Here is a 20,703-nt window from a genome sequence, read left to right as displayed (position 1 = left end):
TGTCGTCGCCTGTCATCATGTGCCGGTGCGTACGTCGGACAGCAGTCATGGAACCCCCGCGAAGGGCGTCGGCCTCGGCCTGGCGCTCGGCTCGGCACTCGCCTTCGGCGGCTCGGGGGTGGCGGCCAAGCCGCTGATCGAGGCGGGCCTCGACCCGCTCCACGTGGTGTGGCTTCGCGTGGCGGGGGCGGCGCTCGTGATGCTGCCGCTGGCCGTGCGCCACCGCGCGCTGCCGCGCCGCCGCCCGGCGCTGCTCGCGGGCTTCGGGCTGCTGGCGGTCGCCGGGGTGCAGGCGTGCTACTTCGCCGCGATATCGCGGATCCCGGTCGGCGTCGCGCTGCTCGTCGAGTACCTCGCGCCCGCCCTGGTGCTGGGCTGGGTGCGGTTCGTGCAGCGGCGGCCGGTGACGCGGGCGGCCGCGCTGGGCGTGGTGCTCGCGGCGGGCGGTCTCGCCTGTGTCGTCGAGGTCTGGTCGGGGCTGAGCTTCGACGCCCTGGGCCTCGCGCTCGCGCTGGGCGCCGCCTGCTGCCAGGTCGGCTACTTCGTCCTCTCCGACCAGGGCGGCGACGCCGGGGCCGAGGCGCCCGATCCGCTCGGCGTGATCGCGTACGGCCTGCTGGTGGGCGCCGCCGTGCTGACCGTCGTGGCCCGCCCCTGGACGATGGACTGGTCGGTGCTGGCCGGCACCGCGGACATGAACGGCACCGCGGTGCCCGCGCTCGCCCTGCTGGCCTGGATCGTGCTGATCGCCACCGTGCTCGCCTACGTCACCGGCGTCGTCTCGGTGCGCCGGCTGTCGCCGCAGGTCGCGGGCGTGGTGGCGTGCCTGGAGGCGGTGATCGCGGCCGTCCTCGCGTGGGTGCTGCTGGGGGAGCACCTCTCGGCCCCGCAACTCGTGGGCGGCGCGGTCGTCCTGCTCGGGGCGTTCATCGCGCAGTCCTCCACCCCGGCGAAGGGCTCCCCGGAGCCGGTGGCGGCCGGCGGCCCGGAACGCGAACTGTCCACGCCGGGGGCCGCCGCTTAGCACCCCGGGCGAGGAGGCCGCTCCCCGCCCGGCCGTGACGTCACTCGGTCCCGCGCCGCACCAACTGCTCCCGAGCGGCGCCGTCCCGCGGGCCCGCGCGCTCGGTCAGCCGGTCCGCGATGCGCTCCCGCACCTGCGCCGACCGCTTGCCCGCGTACTTGAACTTCGCCCGCACCCCGGTCACCTCCAGGCGCAGCCCGCGGATGCCGGACAGCAGCCTGCCGTACGGCGCCTCCCCGGCCGCGGCCCGCGCGGAGCCGCCCTCGGGCTGGAAGTGGCCGAGCTGGCGGTTGAGCAGCGCGGCCTTCTCCTCGGGATCGTCCACCACGTGAGCGGTGCAGCGGAGCTGGACGGCCGCGTAGAAGCTCGTCGGCACGCCGTGCTCCGGCGGGGTGCCGGGATCCGCCTGCCAGGGGCCCGGGACGAACACGTAGTCGTCGACGACGCTGAGCAGCACCTCGGGCGCGGCCTCGAGGGCGGCCCACAGCGGGTTCGGGCGGGCCAGGTGCGTCACCGCCTCGCCGCGCCCGGCGTCGTAGGCGAAGTGCAGCGGCTGGACGAACGGGGGCTCGCCCGGCGGTCCGTTGACGGCGAGCTGGCCGAAGTCGTGGGCTTCGAGCCAGCCCTGCCACTCGGCGTCCTCGCGCGGTGCGTCCCAGGGGTGGACCAGCATCACAGGTCCGCGAGGTAGCCGGGCACCTCGGTGCCGGGGGCGAGGCCCGCGTCGGGCTGCGGGGTGCCGTGGCTGCGACCGACCGGGACGACGCCGGCCCAGTGCGGCAGGGCCAGGTCCTCGGGCTCGTCGTTGACACCGCCGGTGCGCAGCTTGGCCGAGACCTCGTTCAGGTCCAGCCGGATCACCGAGGTGGCGGCGAGCTCCTTCTTGTTCGCGGGGCGCGAGTCGGCCGAGCGGCCCGGCACGACGTGGTCGACCAGCGCGTCCAGCGCGGTCCGCTTCTCCTCCGGGTCGGTGACCTGGTGGGCGATGCCGTGCACCACCACCGAGCGGTAGTTGATGGAGTGGTGGAACGCCGAGCGGGCCAGCACGAGACCGTCGACATGGGTCACGGTCAGGCACACCGGCAGCCCGGGGTCGGTCCGGCCCGCCATGTGCAGAGGCCGCGAGCCGGTGGAGCCGTGCACGTAGAGGGTCTCGCCGACCCGGCCGTAGAGCGTGGGCAGCACCACGGGCGCGCCGTCGCGGACGAAGCCGAGGTGGCAGACGTACGCCTCGTCGAGTATCGCGTGCACCAGCTCCCTGTCGTAGGCCGCGCGCTCGGGGGAGCGGGTGGGGACGGTGCGGTCGGTGGGTGTGTAGGCGGCGGGCGGCGTCTGCTGCTGTGTCCCCTGCATCACGGCTCTCCGTTGCGTGCTCGTTCGGTTGCCCGATGTTTTGCACTAGTGCATAATCGGCTTTGTGCTAGGAGAGTATCCGATCCAAGGGCGCCGCGCAGCTGAGATCGCGGCCAGTGTCGAGCGCGCGGTGGGCACGGGTGACCTCGAACCCGGTCAACTCCTGCCTCCCATGAGGGAGTTGGCGGACCGGTTGGGGGTCAACCCGAACACCGTCGCGGCCGCGTACCGCACCCTGCGCGAGCGCGGGGTGATCGAGACGGACGGGCGCCGCGGCAGCCGGGTCCGCCGCAGTCCCGCGACCACGGGCCGCGAGAAGGTGCGCCTGGACGTGCCCGCCGGGGTCCGCGACCTCGCGGCGGGCAACCCGGACCCCGCCCTCCTGCCGCCCCTCGCGCCCGCGCTCGCCGCGGCCGCCGCGGAGGGCGACCGGCACCCGGTCCTCTACGGCGGCGAGCCCGTCGACCCGGAACTGGCCGTGCTCGCACGCTCCGAACTGCGCGCCGACGGCGTGCCCGACGGCCCGCTCGCCGTGGTCTCCGGCGCCCTCGACGCCGTGGAGCGGGTGCTCGCCGCCCGGCTCAAACCGGGGGACACGGTGGCCGTCGAGGATCCCGGCTGGGGCCGCACCCTCGACCTCGTGCCCGCGCTCGGCCTGCGTACGGCGCCGGTGCGGGTCGACGACGACGGACCGCTCCCCGACGACGTGCGCGCCGCCCTCGCGGCCGGGGCGCGCGCCCTGATCGTCACCAGCCGGGCGCAGAACCCCACCGGCGCCGCGGTGAGCGCCACGCGCGCCCGGGAGTTGCGCGCCGTGCTGCGCGAGCATCCGCAGGCCCTGGTGATCGAGGACGACCACGGCCACGGCATGGTCGACCTGCCGCTGCATCCGCTCGCCGGGGCGGGCCGGCACTGGGCGTTCGTCCGCTCGGCCGCCAAGACCTACGGCCCCGACCTGAGGCTCGCCGTGCTCACCGGGGACGCGGAGACCGTCGACCGGGTGCGCGGCCGTCAGCGCCTCGGGCCGGGCTGGGTGAGCCTGCTGCTCCAGCGCACCCTCGTCCGGATGGTGCGGGACGGGGCCGTGGACGGTCCGGCGGTGGCGGCGGCCTACCGGGCCCGGCGCGACGGGCTCATCGAGGCCCTGGCCGAGCGCGGGATCGCGGCGCACGGGCGCAGCGGCATGAACGTGTGGGTGCCCGTCCCCGACGAGACGGGCGCGGTGGCGCGCCTGCTGCACGCGGGATGGGCGGTCGGCGCGGGGGCCCGCTTCCGCATGGGCACCCCGCCCGCCATCCGCATCACGGCCGCCACGCTGACCCCGCAGGAGACGGAGCCGCTGGCCGACGCGGTGGCGGCGGCGGTGGGGCCGTCGCCGGTCAGGGCGTATGTGTAGGGGGGTGTCCGGGGGCTGATCCGCGGGCGCCACTCGTCCGGCGGCGCCGCGCTCGGCCGTCCCGCCGCGCTCGGCCACGCGGCCGTGCTCGGCCGTCCCGCCGTCCGGTCGTCCGGCCGCGCGCCGCGTCGCCGTGTTCGTCCGCGCCGCCCTGCTCGGCCGTCCCGCCGAGCCCCGTATGCGGTCGTCCCGCCGGTCTCAGCCGCTCCGGCGCACCTGGGTCAGCGCCGCGCCCGCGAGGACGATCACCGCGCCCACCGGCGTCGACCAGCGCAGCGACTCGCCGAGGATCGCGACGCCCGCCGCCGTGGCGATGACCGGGATGAAGTAGGTGACCATCTGGGCGGTGGTCGGGCCGACTTCGGCGACCAGGCCGTACTGGACGAGGACCGCGAGTCCGGTGCCGAGCGCTCCGAGGGCGGCGATCGCCAGCAGCGGCACCACGTCCAGCCGGGTCGGCAGCGTGGTGAACAGCGGGGTGACGAAGGCGAGCTGGACCGTGGCCAGCAGCAACTGGGCCCCCGTGAGCGACAGATGGGAGTCGCCGGAGCCGGCGAGCGTGCGGCGGACGTAGATCCAGCCGACCGGGTAGCTGAGCGACGCGGCGAGGGCCATCGCGGTGCCCCGGGCGTCCAGGCCGCTGAATCCCTGCCAGGCGCCGAGGACCGTCAGCACGCCGAGGAAGCCCAGGCCGAGACCGGCGACGCGCACCCGGGTCGGGCGGTCCTCGGACAGCGCCACGATCGACAGCGCCATGCCCCACAGCGGCGAGGTCGCGTTGCAGATCCCGGCCAGCGTGGACGGGATGGTCAGCTCCGAGTAGGCGAACAGCGAGAACGGCAGCGCGTTGAGCAGGAACGCGGCCACGGCCAGATGGGCCCAGGTGCGCCCGCCGCGCGGCAGCCGCTCCCGCTTCACGGCCATGGTCACCGCCAGCACCGCCGTGCCGAAGAACAGGCGCCCGAAGGTGACCTGGAAGGGGGCGTAGCCCTCCGTGCCGACCTTGATCAGCAGGAAGCTGAAGCCCCAGATCGCCGACAGGGCGGCGAAGCGCAGCCGCCAGTCGAGCCGGCGGCGGGTGCGGGAGGGGGCCTGGGCGGTGCGGCGGGTGACCGTGGTGCTGCTCATGACCGCCACTGTGCGGGAGCGCGATGTCGTAGCACAAGCGAGAATTACAGCGCGGTATTTCGTAGGATCGCTTACATGTTGAATCTGGAGCGCCTGCGCACCCTCGACGCCCTGGCCCGGCACGGCTCGGTGAGCGGCGCGGCCGACGCCCTGCACGTCACCACGTCCGCCGTCTCCCAACAGCTGGCCAAGCTGGAGCGCGAGGTGGCGCAGCGGCTGATCGCCAAGAACGGCCGGGACGTGCGGCTGACCGACGCGGGGCGGCTGCTCGCCGACCACGCGGCGCGCATCCTCTCCCAGGTGGAGCTCGCCCAGGCGGACCTGGAGGCGCAGCGCGGGCAGGTGGTCGGCGAGCTGAGGCTGTCCGCGTTCCCGACCGCGGCCCGCGGGCTGTTCCCCGCCGCGCTGGCCGCGCTGCGCGCCGAACACCCCGCCCTGCGGGTGCGCAGTTGCGAGCTGGAGCCGGAGCGGGGCATCGCGGGCGTGGTCCGCGGCGACCTCGACCTCGCGGTGGTGCTGGACTGGTACAACAAGCCGATGCCGCTGCCCGACGGGCTGGTCAAGGCGGCGATCCTGGACGACCCCGCCGATGTCGCGATGCCGGCCGGGCACCGGCTCGCGGGCCGTGACGAGGTCGACCTCGCGGAGTTCGCCGACGACGAGTGGATCACCTGGGGCGAGGGCGAGTTCTGCCACGAGTGGCTGATGTTCACGCTCCGCTCACGCGGCGTCGAGCCGATCATCGGGCACCGCGCCGGGGAGACCCACACCCAGCTGGAGCTGGTCGCGGCGGGGCTCGGCGTGTGTGTCGCACCCGTGCTGGGCCGCCACCCGATGCCCGAGGGCGTGGTGATGGTGCCGCTCGTGCAGCGGGTGCGGCGCCATGTCTACGTCGTCTGGCGCGCCGACGCCGACCGCCGCCCGTCGATCCGTGCGGCGGTCGGGGCGCTGCGCGAGGCGGCACGCAAGATCGGGTGAAGTCCCCTTGCCCGCGCATCGGTTGGGGGCAGGACGCTCAGTTGGGTCCGAGCTTGCGGAAGTCCCAGGACACGATCTTCTCCGGGCGCAGCCGGATCCAGGCGTGCCGTCCGTCGTGCGGCATCTCCTCGAGCCCGAAGTTCTTGCGCGCGAACAGCGTCTCGGGGGCGTCGAGTTCGGCGACCAGCTCGCCCGTGCGCGGGATCTCGCCGACGAACTCCGCGGTGCCCGACAGCTCGACGCCGCGCAACTGGTCGTACTCCTCACCGCAGTCCACCACGACCGCCACCCGGGGGTCCCGGCTCAGGTCCGCCCACCGCTTGCTGCGCACGACCGAGTACAGCCACAGCGAGGTGCCGTCCCAGGCGAACCACAGCGCGCTCACGTGCGGGGCGCCGCCGCCCGAGACGGTGGCCACCCGGCAGGTGCGCTGGGTGGCGAGGAACTCGTCCAGCTCGCCGGGCGTCATCATGATCTTGCGGCCCCGGCGCTGAGTGACGGTCATTCGGCCCCCTCTTCTCTCACGTCGCGCCGGAGGAGGTCCCGTGGTCCTCCGGCGTCCTCGACCTCTTGATCCTCTGACATGGTGTCAGAAAAAGAATGGGTCGCCTTCCCTTCGCACGCAAGGGTGGCTAGTCTCGCCCGCCCCACACCCTCGGCGAAAGGGGGCGACGTGGCCTCGCGCGAACGTCCGGGCGAGCTCCTCGAACCCGCGCACACCGTCCTGCTCACCGTCGAGTGCCAGCAGGGCGTCGTCGGCGCCGACAGCGCGCTGCCCGAACTCGCCCGCGAGGCGAGGGAGTCCGGCGTGCTCGCCAACGTGGCACGACTGGTCGCCGCGGCCCACGCCGGCGGGGTGCAGGTGATCCACGCGGTCGCCGAGCGGCGCCCCGACGGGCGGGGCGCCAGCCGCAACGCGCGGCTGTTCCGCGCCGCCGAGCGGCTGCCCGTACAGCAGTTGAGCGGCACCACGGCGGTCCGCGTGGCGCCCCCGATCGTGGTCGCCGACGAGGACATCGTCGTACGACGGCTGCACGGTCTGTCGCCGCTGCACGGCACCGACGTGGACGCGCTGCTGCGCAACCTCGGCTGCCGCACGCTGATCGTCGCCGGGGTCTCCGCCAACGTGGCGATCCCCAACGCGGTGTTCGACGCCGTCAACCTCGGCTACACCGTCGTGGTGGCACGGGACGCCATCGCGGGGGTGCCTGCCGACTACACCCCCGCGATGATCCGTCACACCCTCGCGCTGGTCGCCACGGTCGCGACCACCGACGAGCTGCGCACGAGCCTCATGGGCGGGCCGCGGGCCGCGTCGCGGGTCAGGCCAGGCTGATCGAGTCCCCGCTCACCGTGACGTTCGCGGCGCTGAGCCCCGTGGTCGCGGGGCCCTTCTTGACGCTGCCGTCGGTCACGGAGAACTCGCTCTGGTGACAGGGGCACACGATCACGCCGTTCGCGATGCTGCTGACGGCGCAGCCCTGGTGCGGGCACCTGGTCGAGAACGCCTTGAACTGGCCCGACGACGGCTGCGTCACGACCACCGACTGGTCCTTGAATATCTTGCCGCCGCCCTCGGGGATGTCGCTGGTCTTGGCCAGGACCGTACCGGCGGCGCCCGATCCCGTGCCGCCGCTGCTCGCGTTCGCGCCGGCCTGGGTGTTCCCCGAGTCCGACGATCCGGAGGAGCTGTCGTTCGACGAGCACGCGGTCAGCGCGACGGCGAGCCCTGCCGCGCCGGCGGCCGCCATGACGGTTCGGCGGGCCGGTGCCTCGTGGGGCTGGAGCGATTCGCTGGTCATGCTGACGTTTCCCTTCCACTGCTGCGCGAGTTCGGTGGATCTGCACAGGGGTACGGCCGTCGGACGACCGGTGTTCAGACCCCGTCGAGATGGTGACCCGTGCGACGCATGAGGTGGGTAAAGGCCCGCTGTCACTTTGCTGTCGGCGTGCTCCCGGGGCCGGTCCGGCGGCGCGGGCGCGTCCGGCGGGGGCGGTCCGGGTGCCCGCCGCACCCCGATAGCCTGGGGCGATGCTCAAGGAAGTCACCGCGACCCGCTATGTCACGCCCCTGCGGGAGGGCGGCTCGCTGCCGGGGCTCGTCGAGGCTGACGACCTCGGTCTGTACGTCATGAAGTTCACCGGCGCCGGGCAGGGCCGCAAGACGCTGGTCGCCGAGGTGGTCTGCGGCGAGCTGGCGCGCCGGCTCGGGCTGAGGGTGCCCCGGCTGGTGACCCTCGGCCTCGACCCGGTGCTCGGCCTCGGCGAACCCGAGCAGCAGGTGCAGGACCTGCTCCGGGCCAGCGCGGGCACCAACCTGGGGATGGACTTCCTCTCCGGCGCCCTCGGCTTCGACCCGCTCGCCTTCCCGGTGGACTCCGCCGAGGCCGGGCGGATCGTCTGGTTCGACGCGCTGATCAACAACGTCGACCGGTCCTGGCGCAACCCCAACCTGCTCGTGCACCGGGGCGAGCTGTGGCTGATCGACCACGGCGCGACCATGATCTGGCACCACAACTGGCCCGGCGCCGCCGCCTCCGCGGCCCGCCCCTACGACGCCTCCGACCACGCCCTCGCCCGCTGCGCGCCCGATGTCGCGGGCGCCGCCGCCGCGCTCGCGCCCCTGGTCACCGAGGAACTGCTGGCCGAGGTCACCGCCGAGATCCCGGACGTCTGGCTGGCGGACGAGCCCGGCTTCGAGACCCCGGACGACCTGCGGCGGGCGTACGCGCGGCCGCTGCTCGACCGGGCACCCCTGGTCCACGAACGCGTCACGGGCATCGGCACCGAGACGAGCGGCCGTGAAGGCACCGGCACCGAGGCGAGCGGCCGTGAAGGCACCGGCACCGGCGCGAGCGGCCGTGAAGGCACCCGCACCCACACCCGCACCGGCACTCAGGAGGGCAAGTGAGCGAGCGCCACATCCATATGGCGGGCCATGTGGTCGAGCGCCACATCACCCGGGGCGACCAGGCCGGCGACCGGGACGTCTTCGAGTACGCCCTGCTGAAGGTCGTCCCGCGCGTCGAGCGCGGCGAGTGCATCAACGCGGGCGTCCTCGTCTACTGCCGGGCGCGGTCCTACGTCGGCGCCCGCACTCATCTCGACGAGGCGCGGCTGCTGGCCCTGGACCCGCGGGCGGACGTCGCGGGCGTCCGGGCGGCCCTCGGCGCGATCGAAGGGGTGTGCCGCGGGGGAGAGGCGGCCGGAGCGGCCGCGGGCGACGACGCGGGCCGTCGTTTCCGCTGGCTGATCGCGCCCCGTTCCGCCGTCGTGCAGCCCGGTCCGGTGCACACGGGCCTGACCGCCGATCCGGTGGCCGAGACGGAACGCTTGCTGGAACTCCTGGTGAGGTAATGGATCACACGCACCCGGTGTGCCGTTGACACCGGGTGCCAGGGCTTCTAGCGTCACGTCTGCTGAAGGTACTAAGCGGTCGCTCACCGCTGATCGGTCTTTCTCAAGGGCGAGGAGAAACAGCAATGTCCACCACTGACCAGCGGGTCGCCGTCGTCACGGGTGCCGCGCGCGGCATCGGCGCCGCCACCGCCGTACGACTGGCCGCCGAGGGCCGTGCCGTCGCCGTCGTCGACCTCGACGAGGCGGCCTGCAAGGACACCGTCGAGAAGATCACCGCGGCGGGCGGCAGGGCCATCGCCGTCGGCGCGGACGTCTCCGACGAGGCGCAGGTCGAGGCCGCGATCGCGCGCATCGCCGAGGAGCTCGGCGCGCCGACGATCCTCGTCAACAACGCGGGCGTGCTCCGCGACAACCTGCTGTTCAAGATGAGCGCGTCCGACTGGGACACGGTCATGAACGTGCACCTGCGCGGCTCGTTCCTGATGACCAAGTACATCCAGAAGCACATGGTCGACGCGGGCTTCGGCCGGATCGTCAACCTCTCCTCGTCCTCCGCCCTCGGCAACCGCGGACAGGTCAACTACTCCGCCGCCAAGGCCGGTCTCCAGGGCTTCACCAAGACCCTCGCCATCGAGCTCGGCAAGTTCGGCATCACCGCCAACGCCGTCGCCCCCGGCTTCATCGCCACCGACATGACCGCCGCGACCGCGGCCCGCGTCGGCATGGGCTTCGACGACTTCAAGGCCGCCGCCGCCACCCAGATCCCGGTGCAGCGCGTGGGCGAGCCCGACGACATCGCCAACGCCATCGCCTTCTTCACGAACGAGGCGGCCGGCTTCGTCTCCGGCCAGGTGCTCTACGTCGCCGGCGGACCGCTCAACTAGCCCATCGACCAGGGATCCGCGAGGAACACGGACATGACTGAACTCTCCGGCAAGGTAGCCCTCGTCACGGGCGCCAGCCGCGGTATCGGATACGGCGTCGCCGAGGCGCTGGTCGCCCGCGGCGACCGCGTGTGCATCACCGGCCGCAACGAGGACGCCCTCAAGGAGGCCGTCGACCAGCTCGGCGCCGACCGGGTCATCGGGGTCGCGGGCAAGGCCCACGACCTCGACCACCAGGCCGAGGCCGTGGCCCGCACGATGGAGGCGTTCGGCCGGGTCGACTACCTGGTCAACAACGCCGGCACCAACCCGGTGTTCGGGCCCATGGCCGACCTGGACCTGGGCGTCGCCCGCAAGGTGTTCGAGACCAACGTGATCTCGGCGCTCGGCTTCGCCCAGAAGACCTGGCACGCCTGGCAGAAGGACAACGGCGGCGCGATCGTGAACATCGCCTCCGTCGCGGGCATCGCGCCCTCGCCGTTCATCGGCGCGTACGGCGTCAGCAAGGCCGCCATGATCAACCTGACCCAGCAGCTGGCGCACGAGTTCGCGCCGAAGGTGCGGGTCAACGCGATCGCCCCGGCCGTCGTCAAGACCAAGTTCGCGCAGGCGCTGTACGAGGGCCGCGAGGAGGAGGCCGCGGCCGCCTACCCGCTGGGCCGGCTCGGCGTGCCGTCCGACATCGGCGGCGCCGCCGCGTTCCTCACCTCGAGTCAGTCCGACTGGGTCACCGGCCAGACGCTCGTCGTCGACGGCGGCATCTTCCTGAACGCGGGCGTGGGCTGACCCGCCCGGACCCGTGCCGACACGTGAGGCGCCGCTCCCGTCCCGGGGGCGGCGCCCTCGTCGCTTCGCGCGCCACCTTCGTCGCTTCGCGCGCCGCCCGGTACGGCGACGGCGCCCTCCGTCACCCGGTCTCCGGACCGGTTGTCAGTGGTCGCCTGTAGGTTCTGAGTTCGGCAGGACCTTCAAGAGACCGAACATCGTGAGGACGTTGACGTGACCGACATCGCCATGCTGCCCGAGTCCTGGCGCCCGGTGCTGGCCGACGAACTGAACCAGCCCTACTTCAAGGAGCTGACGGAGTTCGTCGAGGAGGAGCGGGCGAACGGCCCGGTCTACCCTCCGCGCGAGGAGGTCTTCGCCGCCCTCGACGCGACGCCGTTCGACAAGGTCAAGGTCTTCGTCCTCGGCCAGGACCCGTACCACGGCGAGGGCCAGGGTCACGGCCTGTGCTTCTCCGTCCGCCCCGGGGTGCGCGTCCCGCCCTCGCTGCGCAACATCTACAAGGAGATGCACAGCGACCTCGGCCTGCCGGTGCCGGACAACGGCTATCTGATGCCGTGGGCGAAGCAGGGCGTGCTGCTGCTCAACGCGGTGCTCACCGTCCGTGCGGGCGAGGCCAACTCGCACAAGGGGCGCGGCTGGGAGCTGTTCACCGACGCGGTGATCCGCGCGGTGGCCGACCGGCCCGACCCGGCGGTCTTCGTCCTGTGGGGCGCCTACGCGCAGAAGAAGCTCAAGCTGATCGACGAGAGCCGCCATGTGGTCGTCAAGGGCGCGCACCCCTCGCCGCTGTCGGCCAAGAAGTTCCTCGGCTCCCGCCCGTTCACGCAGATCGACGAGGCGGTCGCGGCCCAGGGCCACGAGCCCATCGACTGGACCATCCCCGATCTGGGGCGTGCCTGACCCGTTCCCGCCGGCCCGGCGGTGTCGGGCCGGCCCCGGCCGACCCGACCGCCCCGGTCGGCCCCGTGTGGCGCGGGGCCGCCTGACCGGGATCGCCGCCGCCTGCGGCTAGCGTCGAAGGCCACAGCCGGCGAAGGCGCGGAGGACGTGGTGGCGGATCATGACGGGGACGCGGCGCCGGACGGCCTGCTGACACGGATCGGGCAGGTCGTCATGTTGCACCACGCGGGGGACCGCGAGGAGGCCCGGGACCGGCTGCTGGCCCTGTGGACCGAGATCGGGGCGCAGGGGGCCGCCCTGCACCGCTGCACCCTCGCCCACTACCTCGCCGACACCCAGGACGACCCGACCGACCAACTCGCCTGGGACCTGCGGGCGCTGGCGGCGGCCGAGGAACTCTCCGACGACCACGAGGACGCGCCCGCCGTGCGCGCCCTGAGCCCGTCGCTCCATCTGGATCTCGCCGCCGACTACGTCCGGCTGGGGCGGCCCGAAGTCGCGCGCGGCCATCTGGGACGCGCCCGCCGCGCGGCCGTGGGACTCCCGGAGGATCGCTACGGCGACGGCGTCCGGGCCCGCATCCGGCGCCTGGAACAGCGGCTCGACGACCGGGATCCCGGCGGGGACTGGGGGCCGAGGCGGCGGCGGCCGTAGCCGGGGCGGCGGCGTCCGTGCCTGCCGCCCGGTCGGCGTCCGTGCCTGCCGCCCGGTCGGCGTCCGGTCAACGCCCGTACGTCCGCTCGCAGATCGTCGCCTCCGCGCTGTCCGCCGACCAGCCGCCGAACCGCCTGCCCAGCGCGCAGACGTCGGGGCTGCCGCCCGCCGGCGCGTCGACGCCCGGGAGCAGGGACCGGTGGTGCCGGGGCGCCGGGGGACGCGGGCGCGGATCGAAGTCGGCCCGCGGCGCGGGGGCGTGGTGGACCGGGGCCGCGGCCGGTGCCGGGGCGGCCCGCGCCGTCACCGCCTGCGTCGGGCGCGCGGAGGGCCGCCGCGAGGGCCCGGCCATCTCCAGGGCCTCCCGGGCCGGGGCCTGCACGATCTGCGGGTCGGCGCTGCCGTCCGGCCGTGGCGCGGAGGGCCGCGAGGGCGCCTGGGACGGAACGGCCGCCGTCGGGCGCTGGACCGTCACACAGCCGGCGAGGGCCGAGACGGCCACGGTGACCAGGAGCGTTGCGGTGGTCGTCGTTCGATGCACCCGCGCCACTCTGCTGGTTCGTCCGCCCCCGGGGAACGGAGTCCTCGACGATGATCCCCCACCCGGGTGATCTCCTGCCCCGTACGGAGGGCCCGGCCCCGCCGAGGCTGACGTCAGTCGCCGGTGCGGCCGTCGATCACCTCGCGGAGCAGGTCGGCGTGGCCGTTGTGGCGGGCGTACTCCTCGATCATGTGCGTGTAGATCCAGCGCAGGCTGAACGGCTCCCCGGTGCGGCGGCTCACCGTCTTGGAGAGGGCGTCGAGGTCCAGTCCGGCGGCGTTGCGGCGGGCGGAGGCGATCTCGGCCTGCCAGGTGGCGTGGGCCTCCTCCCAGGTGTCGGCGTCGGTGTGGTGGAAGTCGGCGTCCGGGTCCTCCTCGGTGGCGTAGACCGGTTCGTCCACGCCCGTCAGCACATGCGTGAACCAGCCGTTCTCCACCTCCGCCATGTGCCGGACCAGGCCCAGCAGGGTCAGCCCGGAGGGCGGCACCGAAGCGGTCCGCAACTGTGCGTCGGTCAGGCCCTCGCACTTCCAGGCCAGGGTCCGGCGGTGGTAGTCGAGCCAGCCTTCGAGCATGGCCCGTTCGCCGGCGTTCAGGGCGGGTTCCGTGCGTTCGGTCGTCATGCCCGCATCATGGTTCACGTCTCGGGGGAGCCACCAGGCAATTACCGCCGACCCGTATGCTTCCGAGCAGGTACAGGCAGGCGGGCAACGACTGGAGGAGCGCCACGTGAAGGTCGGCTGCATCGGTCTCGGCGACATCGCGCAGAAGGCGTATCTGCCCGTGCTGGCGGTCCAGAGCGGGATCGAACTGCACGTGCAGACCCGCACCCCGGCCACCCTCGCCCGGGTCGCCGACAGCCTGCACCTGCCCGCCGCGCAGCGCCACGCCGACCTCGACTCGCTCATCGCCGCGGGCCTCGACGCGGCCTTCGTGCACGCGCCCACCGCCGTCCACCCGGAGATCGTCGAGCGGCTCCTGGAGGCGGGCGTCCCCACCTACGTCGACAAGCCCCTCGCCTACCGGCTGGAGGACTCCGAGCGGCTCGTGGAGCTCGCCGAGCGGCGCGGCGTCGGCCTCGCGGTCGGCTTCAACCGGCGCCACGCCCCGGGGTACGTGCAGTGCGCCGACCACCCCCGCGAGCTGATCCTGATGCAGAAGAACCGCGTCGGGCTGCCCGAGGAGCCCCGCACGATGATCCTCGACGACTTCATCCACGTCGTCGACACCCTGCGCTTCCTGGTGCCCGGACCGGTCGACGACATCACCGTGCGCGCCCGCGTCGAGGACGGCCTGCTGCACCACGTCGTCCTCCAGCTCGCCGGGGACGGCTTCACCGCGCTCGGCGTGATGAACCGGCTCAGCGGCTCGGCCGAGGAGATCCTGGAGGTGTCCGGGCAGGACACCAAGCGTCAGGTGATCAACCTCGCCGAGGTCGTCGACCACAAGGGCCAGCCGACCGTGCGGCGGCGCGGCGACTGGGTGCCGGTGGCCCGGCAGCGCGGCATCGAGCAGGCCTCGCTCGCCTTCCTGGACGCCGTGCGCGCGGGCAAGGTGCTCAGCGCCCGGGACGCGCTGGCGACTCATGAGCTTGCCGAGCGGGTGGTACATGCGGTTCGGGAGCGTTCCGGCGCGGCCTGAGCGCCCGCATCCCCTCCGTCGCGCAGAAGGCCGCCAGCACCAGCAGGGCCCCGTGCACGGGCCAGTCGCCGTAGCGGACGTACGGCGTGACGCCGTGCGCGAGCGGCACCTCGTACACCCGCGCGGTGCTGTCGCCGGTGCCCAGCCACGACCCGATGCGCGTGCCGTCGGGCGCGTAGACCGCGGAGACGCCGGTCAGCGTCGCGTGCACCATCGGACGGCCGGTCTCGGCGGCGCGCAGCGCGGCGAGCGAGGCGTGCTGCTCGGGGGCCCAGCTGCCCTGGAACGTCGACGTCGACGACTGGCCGAGCAGCACGTCCGCGCCGTCCTGCGCGAGATGGCGGCTCATGTCGGGGAACGCGGTCTCGAAGCAGATCATCGGACCGATCCGCAGCCCGTGCCCGACGTCCATCACCACCTGCTCGCTGCCCCGCCGCCGGTCCTCGCCGGCCGCCTTGCCGACGGACGTCGCCCAGCCGAGCAGCGAGCGGGCGGGGACGTACTCGCCGAAGGGGACCAGGCGCATCTTGTCGTAGCGGGCTCCCGTGGGGCCGTCCGCGCCCACCAGGATGGCGCTCTTGTAGATGCCGGGCCGGTCCGAGCGGCGCGCGTCCACGTTCACCAGGATGTCCGCGCCGGTGCTGCGGGACAGCGCCGCGATCCGCCGGGCCAGATCGGGCCGCTGCCCGAGGTCGTAGCCGACGCTGCTCTCGCCCCACACGATCAGGTCCACGTCACGGCCGACCAGCCGACGGGTGAGCTGCTCCTCGCGGGCGAAGCGACGGTCGCCGCTGTCGTCGCCGCCGACCACGCCGGGCTGCACGACGGCGATCCTGACCCGTCCGTCGACGTCCGGGCGCGGTGACCACACCCAGGCCGCCGAGGTCGCGGTCGCCGTGGCCACCAGGGAGATCACGGCGGGTACCCGCGCCTCCCGCACCGACACCAGCAGCGCGACGGTGACGTTCAGCGCCACGACGAGGAAGCTGAGCAGCCAGACCCCGCCGACGGAGGCCAGCCGCAGGGCCGGCTGGACCTGCCACTGGCTGGATCCGAGCAGTCCCCAGGGGCCGCCGAGCCCCTGCCAGGACCGCACCAGCTCGACGGCCAGCCAGCCGGACGGCAGCACCAGCAGCGCGGCGGCGACCCGGCGCCCGGACGGCGTGCCCGCCAGCAGCCGGCGCACCAGCCAGCCCCAGGGCGCCCACAGCGCGCCCAGCAGGGCGGCGATCAGGAAGATGAACACGTGCAGGCTGGGCAGCAGCCAGTGGTGCACCGCCACCATGAAGCCGAAACCGCCGGCCCAGCCGTCGTAGGCCGCCCGCCGCCCGGTGGGGGCGCAGCGGGCGAGCAGTATCCAGGGGACGAGGGCGACGTAGGCGAACCACCACAGCGACGGGGCCGGGAAGGCGAACACGGGGAGCGCGCCCACGACCGCGGCCAGCAGGCTGCGGCGCCACGGGGAGGCGAGCCAGGGGTCAAAGCTCTTCATGAGACGCCTCCTGCCCGGTGGGTGGCTCCAGTGTGCGCGCTCCACGGCGATCTCGGACAGTGGGTCTTCGGGCAGGCGGATCACGCCGCGCGCCACCCGCGCCTCCTCGCGCTGCCCGCGCCTCTTCGCGCCTGTACGCCCGCGCGCCTGCCCACAGGCGCGCCCGTCCGCCCGTGCGTCCGCCCACCCGTCCGTCCGTGCGTCTGTCCGTCCGTGCGTCCCTGCGTCCGCCCGGCAGGTCTACGCCGCCCGGCCGTCGCCCGGTGGGGGCAGGCGCCGCCACTTCTCGTGTACGGCGACCCGGCGCAGCCGCCAGCCCGCGGCGGTGCGCAGCAGGCCGAAGGTGTAGCGGCCGCCGCAGACGAAGTCCGGAGCGGTCGAGGCCAGGTCGTCGTCGGAGGCGAACCGCATCGGGTTGATGTAGTCCGCCTGCACGCTCGCCGTGTCCCCGGTGTCCTGCTCCAGGACGCCGAAGCGCACCCGGCGGTTGACGACGAGATGCTGCCGCATGGGGAACAGCCGCATGGTGTCGGCGAGCCAGTCGGCCACCTCCCGCGCGGATCCCTCGATGCCGCCCGCCGAGCGGTAGTCCGCCCGCCCGTCCGCCGTGAACAGCTCCTGGTACGCCGTCCAGTCGCCGTCGTCCACCGCCACCGCGTACTCGGTGACCAGCCCGTCGAGGGCCACCCGGTCCAGCATCGTCGCCAGCTCCGCACGCTGCGTCATCGGGTCAGTGTTGGGCACGGGGCGCGCGGAGCCAAGAGGGCGGCGCGGAACGGATGTCCGCGCCCGGGCCGGTCAGGCCGCCTCGATGATCTCGCCGCGGATGGCGGCGGCCCATCTGACCACCAGCAACTCGTACTCCGCGCGCTCCTGAGCCGACAGGGTCGCGCCCGCGCGCAGCCACAACGCGCGGATCCGCTCGTTGAGTTCGGCCGCGGACCGCACGGAACCAGGGGTCGGTGAATCGGGGGACATGTGGCTCAGCCTAGGGGCAGACGCTGACCCTGCGCCACCGGGCGGCTACGCAATCGGTATGCGGTCGGTCACGTGCGGCCCCGGAAGCTCAGTCCGTCCACGCGACGACGCACTCGCCCCGCCCCGCGGCGACCCGGTAGAACTCCCGCAGCGCCTCGAAGTGCCAGACCAGGTACGCGCGTACGTCCCCGTCGAAGCCGGGGTCGAATCCGCAGGCCGTCGCCGCCTCCTCGGTGCCGGCGGGGAGTTCGGCGAGCAGGGCGTCGAGTCCGATCGTGTCCAGCGCCCGGGACACCTCGGCGACCGCCTGCGGCAGCAGCATCCGCGGGGGGTCGCCGAACCCCTCGTACACGTCGTCGTGGTCGAGATAGCCGACGGTGGTGTCCCCGGAGGCGGCGCGGTCCAGCAGATCGACCAGGCCGGCGTCGGCGCCCGCGGAGCGGCCGTACCGGACCAGCCCCCACAACGCCCAGTCCGTGTCCAGCAGATCCGCTTCCGGGGGGTCCCAGCCGGGGGTCGCGCCGGGGGAGTCGAGGGCCGACGAACGGCAGCGCTCCAGATACTCCAAGGTGACGCGGGCGAACCGCTGGGTGAGCGTCATGTGTCGAATTATCGCCGTCGCAGGGGCGGTTCAGCCCGCCGATTCCGCCGCGTGCGGGCTGAGCACGCCGACCGTCACCAACGCGATGATCACGATGCCCAGCACGATGCGGTACCAGACGAACGGCATGAAGCTCTTGCTGGAGATCCACTTCATGAACCACGCGATCACCGCGTACCCGGACGCGAAGGCGATCACCGTTGCGAACAGCGTGGGCCCCCAGTCGACATGGCCCTGGTCCAGGGAGTCCTTGACCTCGAACACCCCGGACGCGAGCACCGCCGGGATCGCCAGCAGGAAGGAGTAACGGGCCGCCGCCTCACGCCGGTAGCCCATGAACAGGCCGCCGCTGATGGTGGCTCCGGAGCGGGAGACGCCCGGGACGAGCGCGCACGCCTGGCACAACCCGTAGATCAGGCCGTCCTTGACGCTCAGATCCTCGAGCGACTTGCGCTGCTTGGGCGTTCGGTGCCGGCCGCCCTTCTCGTCGCGCGCCGCCATCCGGTCGGCGATGCCGATGACGACGCCGACGACGATCAACATGGTGGCGGTGACCCGCAGATCGCGGAACGGCCCCTCGATCTGGTCCTTGAGCGTCACCCCGAGGACGCCGATCGGGATCGAGCCGACGATGACCAGCCAGCCCACCTGCGCGTCGTGGTCGGCGCGCATCGCCCGGTCGGTGAGCGAGCGGGCCCACGCCGAGACGATCCGGCCGATGTCCCGGCGGAAGTAGAGCACTACGGCCGTCTCGGTGCCGATCTGGGTGATCGCCGTGAAGGCGGCGCCCGGGTCCTCCCAGCCCGCGAAGGCGGCCGTCAGCCGCAGATGGGCGCTGGAGGAGACCGGCAGGAACTCGGTCAGCCCCTGGACGAGTCCGAGGACGAGGGATTCAAACCATGACATGCGGAAGAGGCGTCCAAGTCGCTGATCGGGGACGGCGGGCGGCCCGCCGAGCGGGTCGGCGTGCGACTCACCGAGCGGGCCGGCGGGAGGGGGCTAGGTAGGAAGTGGGTAAGGAAGCGGCCGGAGTTGTTGCGTGCGGTGATCATGTGTGCTTACCGCAGCGTAGCGTCCCGCCCCTCCGGAGCCTCGCCGGGGGCCGGTGGGGCCCCTGCGTGCAGTTCCCCGCGCCCCGGAAGGAGCGCCCCCCAGGCCTGGTTGCGCGGGTCGTCATGGCCGGACAGGTCCTACGCCGCCGTCGGCCCCGCCACCGTCCAGCCCTCCGCGTGCGGGTGTGCCGTCAGGTCCTCGTGTCGGACCGGGGTGCCGCAGGCCGCGCAGGTGACCTGCGGGAGCAGGTCGTGGCCGCAGTTGTGCTCGATCACCATCGGCCGGTCCCCGCTGTCCCTCAGGTGCCGGTCGCCCCACGCCATCAAGGTCATCAGGACCGGCTCCAGGTCCAGTCCCGCCTGCGTGGGGAGGTACTCGAACCGCTGCGGGCGCTCGCTGTACGGCCGCTTGGTGAGGATCCCCGCGTCGACGAGGCGGCGCAGCCGCGCGGCCAGGATGTCGCGCGGCGCGCCCACGTTGCGGACCAGCTGGTCGAAGCGGCGGTTGCCGAGGCACACCTCCCGCAGGACCAGCAGGGAGTACTTCTCGCCGACGACGGCGAGCGTGTCGGCGATGGAACAGGGGCGCGGGTCTTTGCGGGCGGCCATGCCCCCATTCTAGGTGAGGGTTTGAAATTCCAACTCGCCGAGCTATGGTGGGTCCAGAAAACCTACTCACTGGTAATCGGCCGGGTGCCGCCGTCCGCGACCTGCCCGCGTGACAGGCCCGAGCGGCGACTGGCGGCCAAGGAGGCCCGCACCATGCGTGACGCAGTGATCGTCGAAGCCGTACGCACCCCTGTCGGCAAGGGCAAGCCGGGCGGCGCGCTCGCCCACGTCCACCCCGTCGAGCTCCTCGCCCACACCCTGCGCGCCCTCGTCGAGCGCTCCGGCGTCGACCCCGCGCTGATCGACGACGTCATCGGCGGCACCGTCGACCAGGTCGGCGAACAGGCCATGAACACCACCCGCTACGCCGCCCTGTCCGCGGGGCTGCCCGAGTCCGTCCCCGCGACCACCGTCGACCGGCAGTGCGGCTCCTCCCAGCAGGCCGTGCACTTCGCCGCGCAGGGCGTCATGGCGGGGGCGTACGACCTCGTCGTCGCCTGTGGCGTCGAGTCGATGAGCCGCGTGCCGATGTGGTCCAACGTGCCGCCCGGCGCGGACCCCTTCGGCCCCGGCGTCGCGTCGCGCTACCCCGAGGGCCTGGTCCCGCAGGGCATCAGCGCCGAGCTGATCTCCGCCAAGTGGTCCCTGACCCGCGAGCAGTTGGACGCCTTCGCGGTCAGCTCGCACCACCGTGCCGCCGCCGCCCGGGACGCCGGCCTGTTCGACGCGGAGATCGCCCCGCTCGACGGGGTCGGCCGCGACGAGTGCATCCGGCCCGGCAGCACCCCGGAGATCCTCGCCGGCCTCAAGTCCGCCTACTACGACGAGCAGTTCGCCGAGCGCTTCCCGCAGATCGAGTGGAACGTCACCGCGGGCAACGCCAGTCCGATCAACGACGGCGCCTCCGCCGTCCTCATCGCCTCCGCCGAGACCGCCGACCGCCTCGGCCTGCGCCCGCTCGCCCGGCTGGCAGGCTTCGCCGTCACCGGCTCCGACCCGCTGCTGATGCTCACCGGTGTCGTCCCGGCCACCGAGAAGGTGCTGCGCAGGACCGGCCTGTCGGTCGCCGACATCGACCTGTTCGAGGTCAACGAGGCTTTCGCGAGCGTGGTCCTGGCCTGGCAGCAGGAGACCGGCGCCGACCTGTCCAAGGTCAACGTCCACGGTGGCGCCATCGCCATCGGGCACCCCCTCGGCGCGAGCGGCACCCGGCTGACCACCACCCTCGTGCACGCCATGCGGGCCCGCGGCGCCCGCTACGCGCTCCAGACCATGTGCGAGGCGGGCGGCCTCGCCAACGCGATGATCCTCGAAGCCGTCTGA

The 20,703-nt window shown here is 73.5% G+C and carries 25 protein-coding genes; 12 read left to right on the top strand and 13 right to left on the bottom strand.

The window, feature by feature from the left end; translation table 11 throughout:
- The first annotated feature begins 19 nt into the window (after positions 1-19).
- Positions 20-1,024: an EamA family transporter gene (locus WN71_RS16185; protein WP_046587695.1), complete on the top strand. Its 1,005-nt coding sequence runs from the start codon at positions 20-22 to the stop codon at positions 1,022-1,024.
- A gap of 40 nt (positions 1,025-1,064) precedes the next feature.
- Here the strand turns inward: WN71_RS16185 and WN71_RS16180 are convergent, their stop codons facing one another.
- Both WN71_RS16180 and WN71_RS16175 read right to left on the bottom strand, forming a co-directional pair.
- A complete protein-coding gene (locus WN71_RS16180; protein ID WP_046587693.1) occupies positions 1,065-1,697 on the bottom strand; it encodes an FMN-binding negative transcriptional regulator in 633 nt (210 codons plus the stop codon).
- Positions 1,697-2,377, bottom strand: coding sequence for a pyridoxamine 5'-phosphate oxidase family protein (locus tag WN71_RS16175; RefSeq protein ID WP_046587691.1), 681 nt, complete (start codon positions 2,375-2,377; stop codon positions 1,697-1,699). Before WN71_RS16175 ends, WN71_RS16180 begins: the two co-directional genes overlap by 1 nt.
- Positions 2,378-2,441: 64 nt before the next feature.
- Between WN71_RS16175 and WN71_RS16170 the strand changes: the two genes are divergently transcribed.
- Positions 2,442-3,773, top strand: a complete 1,332-nt coding sequence (locus WN71_RS16170) for an aminotransferase class I/II-fold pyridoxal phosphate-dependent enzyme (RefSeq protein WP_079177893.1) — start codon at positions 2,442-2,444, stop codon at positions 3,771-3,773.
- 198 nt (positions 3,774-3,971) lie between these two features.
- Here WN71_RS16170 and WN71_RS16165 read toward each other — a convergent pair whose 3' ends face one another.
- Complete coding sequence (locus WN71_RS16165) at positions 3,972-4,901, bottom strand: DMT family transporter (protein WP_046587687.1); 930 nt, start codon at positions 4,899-4,901, stop codon at positions 3,972-3,974.
- Positions 4,902-4,976: 75 nt separating this feature from the next.
- On the opposite strand from WN71_RS16165, the gene WN71_RS16160 reads away from it, so the two are divergent.
- Positions 4,977-5,879, top strand: a complete 903-nt coding sequence (locus tag WN71_RS16160) for a LysR family transcriptional regulator (RefSeq protein WP_046587684.1) — start codon at positions 4,977-4,979, stop codon at positions 5,877-5,879.
- Between the two features lie 37 nt (positions 5,880-5,916).
- Here the strand turns inward: WN71_RS16160 and WN71_RS16155 are convergent, their stop codons facing one another.
- The gene (locus WN71_RS16155; RefSeq protein ID WP_046587682.1) at positions 5,917-6,384 is read right to left on the bottom strand and encodes a pyridoxamine 5'-phosphate oxidase family protein; all 468 of its coding nucleotides are present in this window, start codon (positions 6,382-6,384) and stop codon (positions 5,917-5,919) included.
- Positions 6,385-6,462: 78 nt separating this feature from the next.
- On the opposite strand from WN71_RS16155, the gene WN71_RS16150 reads away from it, so the two are divergent.
- Positions 6,463-7,215, top strand: coding sequence for a cysteine hydrolase family protein (locus WN71_RS16150; RefSeq protein ID WP_206300087.1), 753 nt, complete (start codon positions 6,463-6,465; stop codon positions 7,213-7,215).
- On the opposite strand, the gene WN71_RS16145 is transcribed toward WN71_RS16150, so the two are convergent.
- The gene (locus WN71_RS16145) at positions 7,202-7,681 is read right to left on the bottom strand and encodes a Rieske (2Fe-2S) protein (RefSeq protein WP_046587677.1); all 480 of its coding nucleotides are present in this window, start codon (positions 7,679-7,681) and stop codon (positions 7,202-7,204) included. The two genes, WN71_RS16150 and WN71_RS16145, sit on opposite strands and share 14 nt — an antisense overlap.
- A gap of 230 nt (positions 7,682-7,911) precedes the next feature.
- On the opposite strand from WN71_RS16145, the gene WN71_RS16140 reads away from it, so the two are divergent.
- The 6 genes from WN71_RS16140 to WN71_RS16115 all read left to right on the top strand — a co-directional run bounded on the left by WN71_RS16140 (position 7,912) and on the right by WN71_RS16115 (position 12,466).
- Entirely contained in the window at positions 7,912-8,790 is an 879-nt protein-coding gene (locus WN71_RS16140) for a HipA family kinase (RefSeq protein WP_240529673.1), read from the top strand.
- A 17-nt stretch (positions 8,791-8,807) separates the two neighbouring features.
- Complete coding sequence (locus tag WN71_RS16135; protein WP_046587675.1) at positions 8,808-9,236, top strand: DUF3037 domain-containing protein; 429 nt, start codon at positions 8,808-8,810, stop codon at positions 9,234-9,236.
- A gap of 125 nt (positions 9,237-9,361) precedes the next feature.
- On the top strand, positions 9,362-10,123 hold the full coding sequence (fabG, locus tag WN71_RS16130) for a 3-oxoacyl-ACP reductase FabG (protein ID WP_046587673.1): 762 nt from the start codon (positions 9,362-9,364) through the stop codon (positions 10,121-10,123).
- A gap of 33 nt (positions 10,124-10,156) precedes the next feature.
- Entirely contained in the window at positions 10,157-10,909 is a 753-nt protein-coding gene (locus WN71_RS16125) for an SDR family oxidoreductase (RefSeq protein ID WP_046587670.1), read from the top strand.
- Between the two features lie 213 nt (positions 10,910-11,122).
- Entirely contained in the window at positions 11,123-11,812 is a 690-nt protein-coding gene (gene ung / locus WN71_RS16120; protein WP_046587667.1) for a uracil-DNA glycosylase, read from the top strand.
- A gap of 150 nt (positions 11,813-11,962) precedes the next feature.
- On the top strand, positions 11,963-12,466 hold the full coding sequence (locus WN71_RS16115) for a hypothetical protein (RefSeq protein WP_046587665.1): 504 nt from the start codon (positions 11,963-11,965) through the stop codon (positions 12,464-12,466).
- Positions 12,467-12,533: 67 nt separating this feature from the next.
- On the opposite strand, the gene WN71_RS16110 is transcribed toward WN71_RS16115, so the two are convergent.
- Positions 12,534-13,007: a hypothetical protein gene (locus WN71_RS16110; protein ID WP_240529672.1), complete on the bottom strand. Its 474-nt coding sequence runs from the start codon at positions 13,005-13,007 to the stop codon at positions 12,534-12,536.
- 113 nt (positions 13,008-13,120) lie between these two features.
- On the bottom strand, positions 13,121-13,630 hold the full coding sequence (locus WN71_RS16105; protein WP_046587662.1) for a DinB family protein: 510 nt from the start codon (positions 13,628-13,630) through the stop codon (positions 13,121-13,123).
- 106 nt (positions 13,631-13,736) lie between these two features.
- Here WN71_RS16105 and WN71_RS16100 point away from each other — a divergent pair, with 106 nt between their 5' ends.
- Positions 13,737-14,648 (top strand): Gfo/Idh/MocA family protein, encoded by a 912-nt coding sequence (locus WN71_RS16100; RefSeq protein WP_046587660.1) that lies wholly within the window; start codon positions 13,737-13,739, stop codon positions 14,646-14,648.
- Here the strand turns inward: WN71_RS16100 and lnt are convergent.
- From lnt to WN71_RS16075, 6 genes are all read right to left on the bottom strand, one after another.
- Positions 14,566-16,140, bottom strand: a complete 1,575-nt coding sequence (gene lnt, locus WN71_RS16095; RefSeq protein ID WP_046587657.1) for an apolipoprotein N-acyltransferase — start codon at positions 16,138-16,140, stop codon at positions 14,566-14,568. The two genes, WN71_RS16100 and lnt, sit on opposite strands and share 83 nt — an antisense overlap.
- Positions 16,141-16,380: 240 nt before the next feature.
- A complete protein-coding gene (locus WN71_RS16090) occupies positions 16,381-16,866 on the bottom strand; it encodes a nuclear transport factor 2 family protein (RefSeq protein WP_046587655.1) in 486 nt (161 codons plus the stop codon).
- A gap of 72 nt (positions 16,867-16,938) precedes the next feature.
- On the bottom strand, positions 16,939-17,118 hold the full coding sequence (locus WN71_RS39830; protein ID WP_079177892.1) for a hypothetical protein: 180 nt from the start codon (positions 17,116-17,118) through the stop codon (positions 16,939-16,941).
- An 88-nt stretch (positions 17,119-17,206) separates the two neighbouring features.
- On the bottom strand, positions 17,207-17,719 hold the full coding sequence (locus WN71_RS16085; protein WP_046587653.1) for a DUF1877 family protein: 513 nt from the start codon (positions 17,717-17,719) through the stop codon (positions 17,207-17,209).
- A 30-nt stretch (positions 17,720-17,749) separates the two neighbouring features.
- Positions 17,750-18,625, bottom strand: a complete 876-nt coding sequence (locus WN71_RS16080; RefSeq protein WP_046587651.1) for an undecaprenyl-diphosphate phosphatase — start codon at positions 18,623-18,625, stop codon at positions 17,750-17,752.
- A 284-nt stretch (positions 18,626-18,909) separates the two neighbouring features.
- The gene (locus WN71_RS16075) at positions 18,910-19,380 is read right to left on the bottom strand and encodes a winged helix-turn-helix transcriptional regulator (RefSeq protein WP_046587648.1); all 471 of its coding nucleotides are present in this window, start codon (positions 19,378-19,380) and stop codon (positions 18,910-18,912) included.
- Positions 19,381-19,533: 153 nt separating this feature from the next.
- Here WN71_RS16075 and WN71_RS16070 point away from each other — a divergent pair, with 153 nt between their 5' ends.
- A complete protein-coding gene (locus WN71_RS16070; protein WP_046587647.1) occupies positions 19,534-20,703 on the top strand; it encodes a thiolase family protein in 1,170 nt (389 codons plus the stop codon).

This window comes from Streptomyces mangrovisoli, assembly GCF_000974985.2.
Taxonomy (GTDB): domain Bacteria; phylum Actinomycetota; class Actinomycetes; order Streptomycetales; family Streptomycetaceae; genus Streptomyces; species Streptomyces mangrovisoli.
The sequence above is the reverse complement of the archived record's forward strand: the minus strand, read 5'-3'. Positions and strand labels throughout refer to the sequence as shown.

Excerpts from the sequence above, each read along its gene's own strand:
- WN71_RS16180 (WP_046587693.1), bottom strand. The coding sequence starts at position 1,697 with ATGCTGGTCCACCCCTGGGACGCACCGCGCGAGGACGCCGAGTGGCAG.
- WN71_RS16175 (WP_046587691.1), bottom strand. The coding sequence starts at position 2,377 with ATGCAGGGGACACAGCAGCAGACGCCGCCCGCCGCCTACACACCCACC.
- WN71_RS16165 (WP_046587687.1), bottom strand. The coding sequence starts at position 4,901 with ATGAGCAGCACCACGGTCACCCGCCGCACCGCCCAGGCCCCCTCCCGC.
- WN71_RS16160 (WP_046587684.1), top strand. The coding sequence starts at position 4,977 with ATGTTGAATCTGGAGCGCCTGCGCACCCTCGACGCCCTGGCCCGGCAC.
- WN71_RS16155 (WP_046587682.1), bottom strand. The coding sequence starts at position 6,384 with ATGACCGTCACTCAGCGCCGGGGCCGCAAGATCATGATGACGCCCGGC.
- WN71_RS16150 (WP_206300087.1), top strand. The coding sequence starts at position 6,463 with ATGGTGTCAGAAAAAGAATGGGTCGCCTTCCCTTCGCACGCAAGGGTG.
- WN71_RS16145 (WP_046587677.1), bottom strand. The coding sequence starts at position 7,681 with ATGACCAGCGAATCGCTCCAGCCCCACGAGGCACCGGCCCGCCGAACC.
- WN71_RS16140 (WP_240529673.1), top strand. The coding sequence starts at position 7,912 with ATGCTCAAGGAAGTCACCGCGACCCGCTATGTCACGCCCCTGCGGGAG.
- WN71_RS16135 (WP_046587675.1), top strand. The coding sequence starts at position 8,808 with ATGGCGGGCCATGTGGTCGAGCGCCACATCACCCGGGGCGACCAGGCC.
- fabG (WP_046587673.1), top strand. The coding sequence starts at position 9,362 with ATGTCCACCACTGACCAGCGGGTCGCCGTCGTCACGGGTGCCGCGCGC.
- WN71_RS16125 (WP_046587670.1), top strand. The coding sequence starts at position 10,157 with ATGACTGAACTCTCCGGCAAGGTAGCCCTCGTCACGGGCGCCAGCCGC.
- WN71_RS16105 (WP_046587662.1), bottom strand. The coding sequence starts at position 13,630 with ATGACGACCGAACGCACGGAACCCGCCCTGAACGCCGGCGAACGGGCC.
- lnt (WP_046587657.1), bottom strand. The coding sequence starts at position 16,140 with ATGAAGAGCTTTGACCCCTGGCTCGCCTCCCCGTGGCGCCGCAGCCTG.
- WN71_RS16090 (WP_046587655.1), bottom strand. The coding sequence starts at position 16,866 with ATGACGCAGCGTGCGGAGCTGGCGACGATGCTGGACCGGGTGGCCCTC.
- WN71_RS39830 (WP_079177892.1), bottom strand. The coding sequence starts at position 17,118 with ATGTCCCCCGATTCACCGACCCCTGGTTCCGTGCGGTCCGCGGCCGAA.
- WN71_RS16085 (WP_046587653.1), bottom strand. The coding sequence starts at position 17,719 with ATGACGCTCACCCAGCGGTTCGCCCGCGTCACCTTGGAGTATCTGGAG.
- WN71_RS16080 (WP_046587651.1), bottom strand. The coding sequence starts at position 18,625 with ATGTCATGGTTTGAATCCCTCGTCCTCGGACTCGTCCAGGGGCTGACC.
- WN71_RS16075 (WP_046587648.1), bottom strand. The coding sequence starts at position 19,380 with ATGGCCGCCCGCAAAGACCCGCGCCCCTGTTCCATCGCCGACACGCTC.
- WN71_RS16070 (WP_046587647.1), top strand. The coding sequence starts at position 19,534 with ATGCGTGACGCAGTGATCGTCGAAGCCGTACGCACCCCTGTCGGCAAG.